Below are 13,722 nucleotides of genomic sequence, written 5' to 3' on the forward strand. Positions count from 1 at the left end.
CTGCACCGCCACGCAGTCGCAGCACACCGTCTCTTCAGCCGCTTCGTCCGGCGACGTCCGGGACCACGGCGGCGCAGTTACGCCACGTGGTGGGACACGATCGCGCCTAACCAGATCTGGCTCGCTCACCTAACGGCCGTCACCCTAGGTCTGTCAGCGCCGTGGCGTCGCGGTTCGGCGCGCCGGCCCAAAGTGGATCGCCCCAAATTGGTCAGTCCAGTCTGGACAAACCAATTCTTTGGCCTTAGCCAAGTCGGGATCGCATCGCTGTCGGCGACCTCGGCAGCCGGTTCATGAGAGAGATTTCGCCTGCCATGCGGATTGTCGACGCCAAGGTCATTGTCACCTGCCCCGGCCGCAATTTCGTGACCCTGAAAATCGTCACCGATCAGGGCGTCCACGGCATCGGCGACGCGACGCTGAACGGCCGCGAACAGGCGGTGGTCGCCTATCTCAACGAGCATGTCGTCCCCTTGCTGATCGGCCGCGATCCCCGGAAGATCGAGGACACCTGGCAATTCCTCTATCGTGGCGCCTACTGGCGTCGCGGCCCCGTGACCATGCGGGCCATCGCCGCCGTCGACGTCGCGCTCTGGGACATCAAGGCCAAGATGGCCGGCCTGCCGCTCTACGACATGCTGGGCGGCAAGAGCCGCGAAGGGGTGCTGGTCTATGGCCACGCCAATGGCGGCGACATCGCCGAGACCCTGGACGAGGTCGAGCGCTATATTGGCCTGGGCTACAAGGCCGTCCGCGCCCAGAGCGGCATTCCGGGCGTCGACAAGGCCTACGGCGTCGGTCGGGGCCAGATGTACTACGAGCCGGCGGACGCGACCCTGCCCACCGAGACTGTCTGGTCCACCTCGAAGTACCTCAACCACGCGCCGAAGCTGTTCGACGCCCTGCGCGAGCGGGTGGGCTTCGGCGTGGAGTTGTTGCACGACGCCCACCACCGGCTCACCCCGATGGAGGCCGCGCGCCTGGGGCGATCGCTGGAGCCCTACAACCTGTTCTGGCTGGAGGATGTCACCCCCGCCGAGAACCAGGAGGCCTTCCGCCTGATCCGCCAGCACACCACCACCCCGCTGGCGGTCGGCGAGATCTTCAACACCATCTGGGACTGCAAGGACCTGCTGCAGGAGCAGCTGATCGACTTCATCCGCGCAACCATCGTCGGCGCGGGTGGGATCACCCACCTGCGCAGGATCGCCGACTTCGCCTCGGTCTGGCAGATCCGCACCGGCTGCCACGGCGCCACCGACCTGTCGCCAGTGACCATGGGCGCGGCCCTCCACTTCGACAGCTGGGTCCCAAATTTCGGCATCCAGGAATATATGCGCCACAGCCCGGAGACCGACGCGGTCTTCCCGCACGCCTACCGTTTCGAGGACGGCCTGCTGTTCCCCGGCGAGACCCCCGGCCATGGGGTGGACATCGACGAGGCCCTGGCCGCCAAATACCCATATGAACCCAAGCAGCTGCCGGTGGCCCGTCTCGAGGACGGAACCATGTGGAACTGGTGACGAAGCGCCAGCCCGCGCCCCTTAGCTTCATGAAACCGACGGAGCCCACCCCATGATGCCTCTGCGGCGCCTGCGCTGGTGGATCATCGCCCTGGTCTGCATGGGGACGATGCTCAACTATCTGGCCCGCAATTCGCTGGGGGTGCTGGCGCCCACTCTGACCAAAGATCTGGGCTTCACCACTCAGCAATATTCGTACGTCGTGGCCTCGTTCCAGCTGGCCTACACGGTGATGCAGCCCATCTGCGGCGCGATCATCGATTCGCTCGGCCTGAAGGTGGCTTTCGCCCTGTTCGCCGTGGCCTGGTCTCTGGCCAATATGGCCCATGGCCTGGCCGGCGGCTGGTTGTCCCTGGCCTTCTTCCGCGGCCTGCTGGGGGTCAGCGAATCCGCCGCCATACCCGCGGGCGTCAAGGCGGTCAGCGAATGGTTTCCAGCCAGGGATCGGTCGGTAGCGGTGGGCTATTTCAACGCCGGCACATCGCTGGGCGCCCTCATCGCCCCGCCTCTGGTGATCTGGCTGTCCCTTACCTACGGCTGGCGCTCGGCCTTTATGGTGACGGGCGGCCTCGGCCTCATCTGGGCTGCGGCCTGGTTTGTCCTCTACGACAGCCCCGCCCACCACAAGGCGCTGAGCGCCGACCAAAAGGCCCTGGCCCCCGTGCCGCCCACCGCGGCGGCGGAGCCGCCGATCCCGATCCCCATGCTGTTGCGCCAGCGCAACTTCTGGGCCCTGGCCATTGCCCGCTTCCTGTCCGAGCCGGCCTGGCAGACCTTCAGTTTCTGGATCCCGCTCTATCTGGCGCGGGAGCGGGGAATGGACCTGAAGGCCATCGCCGCCTTCGCCTGGCTGCCGTTCCTGGCCTCCGACGCCGGCGGCATCCTGGGCGGCTATCTGTCCCCCTTCCTCATGAAGCGATTCAACATGGGGCTTCTCACCTCCCGGGCCAGCGGCGTGGCGCTGGGCGGCCTGTTGATGATCGGTCCGGGCTGTGTGGGCCTGGTCGCCGGTCCCTTCGCCGCCATCGCGCTCTTCTGCGTCGGCGGCTTCGCCCACCAGATGCTGTCGGTGATGATCAACACCCTGACCACTGACGTCTTCCCCCAGGCCGCCGTGGCCCGCGCCAACGGCCTTGTGGGCATGGTCGGATGGACCGGCGGCCTCAGCTTCACCCTGCTGGTCGGCGCACTGGTGGGCACCGTGGGGTTCGGACCGCTGTTCGGCCTGCTGGCGGTGTTCGACATCGCCGCCGCCATCGTGCTCTTCGCGCTCATGCGGCCGATCCGGACGGACGCCCGACGGGTGGCGCTGGCATGAGGCCTTCGATCGCCAACCCGCCTCTGTTCCGCTTGGCCGGACGAGACGGCGCGCGGGTGACGCTGAGCACCGAGGCCGGCTTCACCGTCGAGGTGTTTGTCCTGGAGCCGGACATCATCCGTGTGCTGCATCGCCCCAAGACCAGTCAGGGGGCCATGAAGACCTGGGCCATAGCGCCCGGCATGGAGGACGTCCCTGACCAGGGTCGCGATCGCATGGCTCAGGATGGGTTCGCCTGTCCGGCCTTCGATCTGAAGGTCGTGGATGACACCACTCTGGTGATCACGACCGAACGCCTGCGCCTCACCGTGCGCCTGAAGGGGCTGTTCTTCCTCTGGGAAATGGCCGACGGCGCCGGCGGCTGGACCTGCGTCGCCCGCGACCGCGCCACCCAGGCTTACAATCTCGGCTGGTGGGGCGACCAGGTCCGTCACTATCTGGAGCGCAATTCCGCGGAACGCTATTTCGGCCTGGGCGAGAAGACCGGCGCCATGGACCGGGCGGGCCGCCGCTTCCGCATGGGTAACGTGGACGCCATGGGCTACGACGCCCGCTCGTCTGATCCGCTCTACAAGCACATTCCGTTCTACATCACCCACAACGAGGGGACGGGCCTGGCTTTCGGCCTGTTCTACGACACCTATGCCGACTGCAGTTTCGACTTCGGCGCGGAGCGCAGCAACTATCACGGCCTCTATCGGGGCTTCGCCGCCGAGAGCGGCGACCTCGACTACTATGTGATCGCTGGCCCGAAGGTGGCCGATGTCACCCGCCGCTTCACCTGGCTGACCGGTCGACCCGCCCTGATGCCCCGCTGGGCGCTGGGCTATTCCGGCTCAACCATGAGCTATACCGACGCGCCGGACGCCCAGGCGCGGATGGCCGAGTTCATCGCCAACTGCCGCGAGCACGACATCCTCTGCGACAGCTTCCACCTGTCCAGCGGCTACACCTCCATCGGTCCGCGCCGTTACGTGTTCCACTGGAACCTGGACAAGTTCCCAGACCCAGCCGGCTTCGCCCGCAGCTACCACGAGGCCGGCATCCGACTGTGCGCCAACATCAAGCCCTGCCTGCTGGACGACCACCCTCTGTTCGAAGAGGCCCTGACCCAGGGCCTGATGATCCTCGACGCTCAGGGCGAGCCGGCCTGGTGCCAGTTCTGGGACGGCGTCGGCGCCTATCTGGACTTCACCAATCCGGCGACCCAGACCTGGTGGCGCGCCCATGTCACCGCCGACCTGCTGGCGGTCGGAATCGACGCCACCTGGAACGACAACAACGAGTTCGAGGTCACCTCCCCCGACGCCCTCGCCCACATGTTCGGCGCGCCGGCGCCGGCGGCGGAGACCAAGCCCCTCCAGACCCTGCTGATGCTGCGCGCGTCGCGCCAGGCCCAGACCGCCCACGCGCCGGAACGACGTCCCTTCCTGGTCTCCCGCGCCGGGGCGGCGGGCATGCAGCGCTACGTCCAGACCTGGTCCGGCGACAACGCCACGGCCTGGGAGAGCCTGCAGTACAATATCCGCATGGGCCTGGGGCTGGCGCTGAGCGGGGTCTCGAATTCTGGCCACGACATCGGCGGGTTCTCAGGCCCCAGGCCGGACGCGGAGCTGTTCGTCCGCTGGGTGGAGGCGGGGGTGTTCATGCCCCGTTTCAGCATCCATTCCTGGAACGATGATGGCAGCGCCAACGAGCCCTGGATGCACCCGGAGGCCACCGCCTCGGTGCGCGACCTGATCCGACTGCGCTACCAGCTGACGCCCTATCTCTACGACCTGACTTGGCGCCACCACGACGCCTTCGCGCCGATCGTCCGGCCGACCTTCCACGATTTTCCCGATGATCCTGGATGCCTGGCCGACTGCGACGACCTGATGCTTGGGCCCGACCTGCTGGTGGCGACCGTCATCGCCCCCGGCCAGACCGAGCGCGAGCTCCGCACTCCGGCCGGCGTCGACTGGCGGGATTTCTGGACCGGCCGTCGTCATCCTGGCGGCGAGACCATCACCCTGCCCGCCCCCTGGGGCCGGCCGCCGCTGCTGGTGCGCGATGGCTCGGCCATCCCGCTGAACATCGCCGAGCAAAGCTTCGACCGCCGTGGAGACGTCCGGGCCTTCGCGATCTTCGCGCCTGTCGACGGCGCTTTCACCGCTACATGTTACGAAGACGACGGCGAGAGCGAGGCCTGGCGGACCGGCGGGTTCGGCCAATGGATCTTGTCAGTGGAGGCTTCTCCGGACAGCCTAAGGATCGACGCCCGGGCGACGGGTCAACGCCCCCCGACGGGTGCTCTTGCCCTGCTGCTCCGCCCCGACGACGCCCGCCCGGTCACCTCGGCCCGTGGGCGACTGGTCAGCGACCGCCTGGCGGACGGCTGGCGGCGTCTCGACCTCGAACTCTGAGCCGCCCCTGGAGCCGATAGGCCCGCTTGACCAGTTGGTCGGCCAGGTCCTGGGCGACCTCGGCGGCTGGTCACCTCGCCGAAGATGAAGAACAGCGCGAAGACGAAACCGCGCAGAGCGGGCGCGTCCACAGGGTCACCCTCCAGCGCGGCCGCGGAGGATTGGGTGCTGGTGGGACCTTCGACCAGACGCCATGACCAGACTTCTGCCGACGGTCGCTATCCCGCCGGCGCCGAAAGGAGGAGCCGCCGCCGAAACGCCCCGGGGACCGGGCGGTTCGGCGGCGGGGGCGCGCGACCTAGAACGAATAGGCCGCGCGGATGCCGGCGAAGCGCTTGAAATCGCGCGGCAAGATCACCTGGGTGGCTAGCTGACTGTTGTAGGTGCCGGCCTGGTCGAAGATGTTGGCGTAGTAGTGCTCGTCGAAGGCGTTGTTCACGAACGCCATCACTTCGTAGTGCTTGGTGGGGTTCTTCACGCCGACAGTCAGATTCAGTATCCCGTAGCCCTTTTGGATAGTCTGCGGGTCCTGGTTGAGCGCGTAGTTGACCTTGCTTTGGTAGGAGTAGGTCGCCGAAGCCACTCCGTCCAAGCTCGTGCCCCCGATCGGGTGGGAGTAGTTGATATCCGCCGACAGCTTGATCTTGGGCGCCTGGGCAGGGCGTTTGCCTGCCAGATTCTGGCGACCGGGGCTGCCGACGCAACCTTGGGCGGCTGTCTGTCGGGGATAGCACTGGGCCACTGGGAAGCTGGTGATCTTGGCGTCCACATAGGCCGCCGAGGCCGACAACCGCCAGTCGTCGCCCAACCGGGCCAGGGACTCGATCTCAACCCCCTGGGTCTTCAGCTTGCCGACATTGGTCAGGCGGAAGTTCGTGCTGCCGTCCGGCAGCGTCTCGATCCCCTGGGCCTGGAAGTCCTCGTACTTGGTGCTGAAGGCCGTCGCGTTGACCGTCAGTCGGTGCTCGAGGAACTGCGCCCGCGAGCCAACCTCCCAGCTCTTGGAGGTCTCCGGGCGGATCGGGCCGGCCAGGGCGCGGTTGGAGTTGAAGCCGGTGGTCAGGTCATAGGTCTGGCCCTTATGCCCCGTGGAATACGAGACATAGGCCATCAGATCGTCGCTGAACTTGTGGTTCAGGGCCGCGTGATAGGTCCAGAAATTATCCTTCGCACCGCCGTGGAAATAGGCCGAGCCGTTCTGGATATCGAGGAAGGTGTAGTCGATCGTCTCGTGCTGGTAGCGAGCCCCACCGGTCAGGGTCGTGCCTGGCGTCACCTCCCAGTCCAGCTGGCCGAAGGCGGCCTGCTGCTGCGAACTCGAGGTGGCGTACCAGCGGGCGAGCGAGAAGAACGGCCCACGGTAGAAGTTCCGCACGAAGTCCACGTCGGCATAGAAGGCGCCCACGGTGTAGCGCAGCGGCCCCTCGCCGTTGGAAACCAGCCGAACCTCCTGGGTCAACTGGCCGGACTTGAAGTAGCCGATCTGGCGGTTGTCAGGTGAGGCCACGGCGGTCTCATCCACGTCAAGCAGGTCGGTGACCTTGTAGTTGTCGTTGCCGGTCACGGCGACCAGGGTCGCGGGCCCCAGATCCCACTCGACCTTCAGCGACTGGCTGTTGTCGTCATAGTCCGTGCGCGCTGCGAAGTTATTGATGAAATTGGTGTTCTCCGGTCCAACCGTGATGCCTGGCTCAAAGACCGACGGGGGCTGGGAGGTGTTTCCGCGCAGATAGGCGGTGGGCGACAGGGCGATGAAGGGCCGACCGACCGTGGTGCCGCCGTTCACATAGTTCCAGCCCAGGGTCACCTTGACCGTGTCAAGCGGCGTCCACGCCAGCTTGCCATGCACTGCGGCGCTGTCGCGGCCGCCGGCCTTCTTGCCGTTGAGGACATTGCGGACATTGCCCTCGAACTTGTCGTAGTTGGCGCTGATCCGGTAGGCGAGCTTGTCAGTGATCGGCCCCGAAAGCGTGCCGCCTACGCTGTACTCGTCATCGGTGGTGGCCAGCACGTTGAGACCGCCGCTGAGCTCCGGCGTCGGGCCGCGGGTGACCACGTTGATCAGGCCGGCCGAGGCTGACTTGCCGTAGAGGGTGCTCTGCGGGCCACGCAGCACTTCCACGCGCTCGATATCGGACAGGTCCGTGAAGGCTCGCGCCTGGAAGGCCACCGGCACGTCGTCCACCTGGATGGCGACGCTGGGCTCGACCCCGATGGAGAAGGCGAAGGTGCCGATGCCGCGGATGGAGACCGAAGAGTTCACCGGTTGCTCCGCCGGGCGGACCACCAGGGATGGAGCCAGCTTCGTCAGGTCCGTGAATTCGCGCACGCCAGCGGCGGCCAGCTGGTTTGCGGTGACCACCTGCACCGCCTGAGGCACGTCCTGGACGTTCTCGGCGCGCTTCTGGGCGGTGACCACCACCTCCTCGACCTGAATGTCGGCGGCGTGGGCCGCGCCCGCCGCAATCGACGCCATCACCCCGGCCAGCAGCCAGGTCGGTAGGGACGCGTTGGAAAACAAGTGCCTCATGGTCTCTCCCCCAATTTGCGACAGGCCGTTTAACCGCCCATTCAAATCGGTCCTACCATATTGGTAAGGCCACTAGCAATGACTGGCATGGCAGAATTGTGAAACGGGCCGAACCATTAGCCGATCTGCGGCGTCGACGGCCAAATCCGGACGCCCCACCCAACCTCGGCCGAGGCGAAAATCAATCAAATGCGGATAGATGCGAGGTCGCGCTGGCCCACAGCCCGAATGCCCTACATTCTCCGGAGAGGCCTCTCCTTTGGCTTGTCCAAATTGGCCTGACCAGATATGGATTGAGATGATGATCGCCAAGACCGAAACCGGCCGCCTGTATGAACGGGTCGCCCGGGACCTTTCCCGCAAGATCGCAGAGGGCGAACATCCCGTTGGCCGCCGCCTGCCCTCAGAGCGCGACCTCGCCCAGGCCTATGCCGTCTCCCGCCCGACCATCCGCGAGGCGATCATCGCCCTCGAGCTGGACGGGTTGGTGGAGGTTCGGCTGGGCTCCGGCGTCTATGTGATGGCTCGCCTGCCGCGCGGCGGGCAGGCCGGCGAAATGGACGTGGGCCCCTTTGAACTTCTGGAGGCCCGCCGCGCCATTGAGGGCGAGGCTTGCGCGATCGCCGCTCTGTTGATCACCGACGAGCAGCTCGACGACCTCCAGGGCCTGGTCGACGAAATGCAGGCCGAGAACGACCGCGACATCCTGATGTCCGAGGACGCCGACCGGCGCTTCCACATGCTGATCGCCACCGCCACGCGCAACAGCGCCATGATCAATGCGGTGGAGACCCTGTGGGACGCCCGCGCGCGCTCACCCCAGACCCAGTCGCTGAGCGCCAAAGCCCACGCCGCCGGAGTGATCCCCCGAATCGACGAGCACGCCGTGGTGCTACGGGCGCTGCGCCGTCGCTCGCCAGAGGCGGCTCGTCGCGCCATGCGCGACCACCTCACGCGCGTCCTCGACTCGCTGCTGGCCGCCACTGAGGTGCAGGAGCTGGAGCAGGCGCGCGCGCGCATCGCCGCCGAACGCAAACGCTACGGCGCCTCTGGCTAGCGCCAAGTTTTCGCCGACCGCCCACGAAAGGGCGGCGGCTTCCAGGGAGAGACACGATGGCCGCAGACACCCCCCGCACCCCGCCCCCGGCCATGACCCGCCGGCAAGCGGTCGGCGCATTTGGCCTGGCGGCCTCCGTCGCCACGGCGGCGGCCGCCCCGGCCAGAGCCGGACCGCATCTGGGCGGCCTCGCCCGCGGCCCTTCAACCCTGCTCTATCCCCATGAAAGCCCCACCCGCTCTGTCCGTGATCTCTCGGGATTGTGGCGCTTCCAGATGGACCCGACGGACCAGGGCGAGAGCCAGAAGTGGTTTGTCTCCGGCCTGCCCGAGCCTCGGCCGATCCCGGTGCCCTGCAGCTGGAACGACCTCTTCGATGACGCCCGGGACTATTTCGGGACCGCCTGGTACGAGACTGAGTTCCAGCTTGATCCGGGCTGGAGGGGCCGCCGCCTGCACCTGCGCTTCGGCTCCGCCGTCTATCACGCCAGGGTCTGGCTGAACGGCGAATATCTGGGCGAGCACGTGGGCGGCCACCTGCCATTCGCCTTCGACGTCACCGGACTGGCGCACGAGGGCCAGCCGAACCGGCTCAGCGTCAGCGTCGAGAACAAGCCCCTGCTGGACCGGGTGCCGTCGGTCCCCGACGTGCGATCGGCGCGCATGTACCAGGTGGACTTTCCGCAGACCGCCTACGATTTCTTCCCCTATTGCGGCCTGCATCGCCCAGTCGTGCTGTTCACGACCCCTGACGCCCACCTTCAGGACGTCACCGTCACAACCGGCCTGTCGGGCAGCGCGGGCCTGGTCGGCGTCGCCGTGACGGTCAGCGGGGGCTGGTCCGGCGCCGCGACCCTCACTCTTTCCGGCGGACCGAAGCCCGTCTCGGTCAGCATCAGCGTCAAGAATGGCGCCGGCTCGGGCCAGCTGAAACTGCCCGCCGCGCGCGCCTGGTCGCCAGAGGATCCCTTCCTCTATCGCCTCACCATCAAGCTGGGCGGCGAGGCAGGCGGGGACGAATACGTCCTGAAGATCGGGGTGCGGACGATCGAGGTGAAGGGCAGTGAGATCCGCCTGAACGGCAAGCCCATCTTCCTCACCGGCTTCGGCAAGCACGAGGACTTCCCGATCCATGGCAAGGGCTTGGACCTGCCGGTGTTGGTTCGCGACTACGAGCTCCTCAAATGGATCGGCGCCAACAGCTTCCGCACCTCGCACTATCCCTATTCGGAAGAGTCGCTGATGTTGGCCGATGAGTACGGCTTCCTGGTGATCGCCGAGACCCCCGGCGTCAGCCTCGTGTTCATGGACCCGCCGGAGATCATCGAGGCGCGCCTTCGTCAGCTATCCCAGGCCACGTCGGAGTTGGTCCATCGCGACAAGAACCATCCGTGCGTGATCATGTGGTCCCTGGCCAATGAGCCGATCCCCAAGCCCTTCCACACGGTCAACGACGTGCCGCCTGGCGCGGTCGAGGCGGGGACGAGATTTTTCGAGCGTCTGTTCGCCCACGCCCGAACCCTGGACAAGAGCCGCCCCATCGCCCTTGTGAGCGTCCAGAACGGCCCCGCCGACTGGGTGGGCCAGGGCGATGTGATCTGCACCAACTCCTACAACGGCTGGTACGCCGTTTCCGGCCAGATCGACGTAGCGACCACCACCCTCGAAAAGGAGATCGTGGCCCTTCGCGCCCGCCACGGGGACAAGCCGGTGATCTTCACCGAGTTCGGCGCCGACGCGGTGGCCGGCGTCCACGCCCAGCCCGCCGAGATGTGGAGCGAGGACTATCAGGCGCAGTTGATCGAGGCCTATTGGCAGACGCTGCGCAAGCACCCCTACATCGTCGGCGCCCACCCCTGGGCCTTCGCAGACTTCAAGACCGCCCAGGGAATCATGCGGGTGGGTTCGCTGAACCAAAAAGGCGTCTTCACCCGCGATCGCCGCCCCAAGCTCGCGGCGCACAAGCTCAGGGAACTCTGGGCGAAGGTCTAGTCCATCGGCGTTCCGCCGCCAACGTGGGAGGATTTCCATGCGAGACGTAGGAGCCGGCAGGCTCATCGCCGCGATGGCGGGCGTCGCGGCCAGCCTTGTCGGAGCGATCGGCGTCGCTCGTGCCGCCGGCGAATGGGTCAACGAGGTGAAGGCGATCCCAAGGCCCGCGGAGCCAGCCGGCATCGCCCTGCCCATTGCAGTGACCCAGCCGAATCCGGCGCACGAAGCCTGGGCGCAGCAAACCTTCGACCAGCGGATGGCTTACAATGTCGTCGAGCCCATGCTCATCCCGGTGGCGGGGCCCCGAGCGCCGGCGGTGGACGGGCCCGCGGTGATCCTCGTTCCCGGCGGCGGGTTCCTTTATCTGGCGATGGACAACGAAGGCTACGACGTCGCCCAGCGACTCAACGGGCTTGGTGTCCGGGTCTTCATCCTCAAATATCGCACCGCACCGGCGCCCGACAGCTTCGAGGGCTTCCACCGGCTGCTGGCGGATCGTTTCCAGAGGGGCGCGCCTCTCGAACGTGGAAACGACCCGCTCACCTTCGCCGTGGCCGACGCCCAGGCGGCGGTCCGCCTGGTTCGGGCGCACGCCAAGGACTGGCGCGTGGATCCAAAGCGGGTTGGTCTGCTGGGCTTCTCGGCCGGCGCCGCCGCGTCCTTGGCGACCGTGCAGGCGAATCTCGCCGACGCCCGACCGGATTTCGTCGGCCTGATCTACGGGCCGACCACCGGGAGCCCCCCGCCAAATCCGCCGCCGCTATTTTCCGTCATCGCGGCGGACGACCGATTCTTCAACAAGCAGGACCTGGATCTGATCACCGGGTGGCGAGCCTCGGGCAGCCCCGTAGAGTTTCATCTCTACAGCGCAGGGGGGCACGGCTTCGCATCCCATCCCACCGGCGCCACAAGCGACGCCTGGTTCGACCAACTCGCTCTGTGGCTGCGGGCGCAGGGAATCACAGGACGCTGATCCAAGCCCGAGTCACGCTAGGCCACCGACTTGATCTTCCCCCGAGTTAGTGGACGGGGTTAAGCCGCTCTGCGCTCGGCTTCGGAGGTCGCGCATGCGCGGTTCGAAAGGCTTAGGGAGATGCGCTACGGCGAAGACAATCAGGGCAAGGACCGCCTCCACCGTCACACTGACGGCCGCAACTTGTCTCCGAGATCAGCGGCGTGTCGATTTTCGACAAAATTTCGAGTCCTTGGTGGAAATGAAACCGTCGTTGACAGCGGGAGATCGGCCCCAAGCTGCGCGAAAGCCCCCGCGTTTCGGAAGGGCTTGAAGTGACGTGTGACGGTTTCGTTCCCTACCGAGGGCGAATGATCGGGACTTCCGGGGCTGACGGCGAACTCCGTACGGCGGAATCCTGTCCGCCAATTCGGTCGAAAAACATGGCGGGCTGGCACGTTTATCCAGGCGCGGCCGCAACCGGACGGCCCTGAAAAGGTCAGGCCCCGGCCTTCACAAAGTTCGCGGCGAAGTGATCGTTATAGGCGCTCAACAGAGCGCCCGGCATGGCGACCAGAATGATCGCATCTCCCTCCATCTGGTCAGGAAGGGTCAACTCCACCATGACCACGCCTTCCTCTCCCTCGGTGAGGGTCTTCTCTAGGTACGACATCGGCTTGCCGCGCCAGGTCAATTCATTGCGGCTGATGACGACCTCCATCGAAGGATCCTCTTCCGCGATCCAATGGCCCTGCATTTGAGCCGGGAATGGCGATCCCGGCTCCATCAGCTGAGGCTGTCCAATGCTCATTTCAAGATCTCCTCTTAGGAATGTCAGCCGCGCTATCTAGGCGCCTCCTGAAGCACCTTGAGCGGGGGATAGGGTGCAGTGACTCCTTTGAAAAACGGTACGGCGTCCGGCTCGGCGACGTACCATTCGACAGGCTTTCCGAGCGCGGCGTTGGCCTGCCTCCCGGCCTGACCCTCCAACCCTTTCAGGAGCGAGCCAAGGAACCAAGACCGGCCCGCACGCTGAATCAGACCTTCATAGCCCGGCCCCTTCGCCTCCAGAAGTTGATGCCTGGGGTCCCACACGGCGCAGCCATCGAACTTTACCGGCTTCGCCCCAGGGTTCCGGACCACATAGTCCAGACCCGGAGCCCGGCCAATCTGGGTCTCATAACGCCGGGTCCAAGGCGCATAGCTTCCAAATCCGGCGTCTCGCTCCCAACCGCCATTCGGATGACAGGTCGCGTCTTTCTCGCGCTGTCCTTTTTCAATCTGGGAGGCTTGAGGAATGACACCGTCCTTGAACCGATCCGCCGAACTCACCTGCGCGGCGGGCTCGGGCTCATCTTCGCCCCGCAGGCGCCGCTGCTGCTCCGCATAGATGCGTTCGACATCGTCCACGCCCCTGACAAGTTTGCCGTCCCCGAGCTCGAACCAGTTCCCAACTCTTGGCGTGACCGCGTTCAAAGGACTGGGAAGGTCGGAGATGTAGATCGGACCAAGCGCCGGGTTTGGAATAGGTCGGTGGGTATCGAAGAATCCACCGCGGGGCGCAGCATCCGGAGCCCCCGCTGCGGCAGGAGAGACCCCAATCCGCACACCACCGGGCGCTGCGACGGGCGGCGCCGGCAGAACCGCCACCCGCGCTTCGGTCCAACCCAACGACGATTCTGGCGCAGCCGAGTCCGAGGTGTTCGCCGCGGTGGATGGCTTTGGTCCAAGGTCATCCTGGTTGGCGAAGAACGCCTTGTACCGATTGGCTCGGCGGGCTGCCCGATCAGCCTCAATCTGGTCAACTGGTCGACGATACCAGCCAACCAGATCCTCACCGTCCAGCAGGCTGGGATCTGTGTGGCTCTGGCGCATAGGGGCCTCCATATTGGGGGCCGATCTTGCCACCCAGAGGCGATTAGGTCAAGAACAAAACCGGAACATAA

At 66.1% G+C, this 13,722-nt stretch carries 9 protein-coding genes; 6 read left to right on the forward strand and 3 right to left on the reverse strand.

Translation table 11 applies throughout. The features are described 5' to 3' along the window. The first annotated feature begins 314 nt into the window (after nt 1–314). Genes manD through Q7P21_RS04400 form a run of 3 tightly spaced genes read left to right on the forward strand, consistent with a single transcriptional unit; the run spans nt 315 to nt 5,246 of the window. The gene (gene manD, locus Q7P21_RS04390; protein ID WP_304172116.1) at nt 315–1,523 is read left to right on the forward strand and encodes a D-mannonate dehydratase ManD; all 1,209 of its coding nucleotides are present in this window, start codon (nt 315–317) and stop codon (nt 1,521–1,523) included. A 52-nt stretch (nt 1,524–1,575) separates the two neighbouring features. Continuing rightward, complete coding sequence (locus tag Q7P21_RS04395) at nt 1,576–2,841, forward strand: MFS transporter (protein WP_304172118.1); 1,266 nt, start codon at nt 1,576–1,578, stop codon at nt 2,839–2,841. Then, nucleotides 2,838–5,246, forward strand: a complete 2,409-nt coding sequence (locus Q7P21_RS04400) for a glycoside hydrolase family 31 protein (protein ID WP_304175920.1) — start codon at nt 2,838–2,840, stop codon at nt 5,244–5,246. Before Q7P21_RS04395 ends, Q7P21_RS04400 begins: the two co-directional genes overlap by 4 nt. 298 nt (nt 5,247–5,544) lie before the next feature. Here Q7P21_RS04400 and Q7P21_RS04405 read toward each other — a convergent pair whose 3' ends face one another. Next, nucleotides 5,545–7,776 carry a TonB-dependent receptor gene (locus Q7P21_RS04405; protein ID WP_304167535.1) on the reverse strand — a complete coding sequence of 744 codons (2,232 nt, stop codon included), beginning with the start codon at nt 7,774–7,776 and terminating at the stop codon, nt 5,545–5,547. A 301-nt stretch (nt 7,777–8,077) separates the two neighbouring features. On the opposite strand from Q7P21_RS04405, the gene Q7P21_RS04410 reads away from it, so the two are divergent. From Q7P21_RS04410 to Q7P21_RS04420, 3 genes are read left to right on the forward strand one after another with little or no spacing between them, the layout of a single operon-like run. Next, a complete protein-coding gene (locus Q7P21_RS04410) occupies nt 8,078–8,833 on the forward strand; it encodes a FadR/GntR family transcriptional regulator (protein ID WP_368670072.1) in 756 nt (251 codons plus the stop codon). A 56-nt stretch (nt 8,834–8,889) separates the two neighbouring features. After that, nucleotides 8,890–10,824, forward strand: a complete 1,935-nt coding sequence (gene uidA, locus Q7P21_RS04415) for a beta-glucuronidase (RefSeq protein ID WP_304175922.1) — start codon at nt 8,890–8,892, stop codon at nt 10,822–10,824. Between the two features lie 37 nt (nt 10,825–10,861). Continuing rightward, nucleotides 10,862–11,797, forward strand: a complete 936-nt coding sequence (locus Q7P21_RS04420; protein WP_304175924.1) for an alpha/beta hydrolase — start codon at nt 10,862–10,864, stop codon at nt 11,795–11,797. 478 nt (nt 11,798–12,275) lie between these two features. On the opposite strand, the gene Q7P21_RS04425 is transcribed toward Q7P21_RS04420, so the two are convergent. Next, nucleotides 12,276–12,587, reverse strand: a complete 312-nt coding sequence (locus Q7P21_RS04425; protein ID WP_304167523.1) for a hypothetical protein — start codon at nt 12,585–12,587, stop codon at nt 12,276–12,278. A gap of 32 nt (nt 12,588–12,619) precedes the next feature. Then, complete coding sequence (locus Q7P21_RS04430) at nt 12,620–13,651, reverse strand: hypothetical protein (protein ID WP_304175926.1); 1,032 nt, start codon at nt 13,649–13,651, stop codon at nt 12,620–12,622. Between the last annotated feature and the right edge of the window lie 71 nt (nt 13,652–13,722).

Origin of the sequence: Phenylobacterium aquaticum (assembly GCF_947378715.1) — a bacterium.
Lineage (GTDB): Bacteria > Pseudomonadota > Alphaproteobacteria > Caulobacterales > Caulobacteraceae > Phenylobacterium > Phenylobacterium aquaticum_A.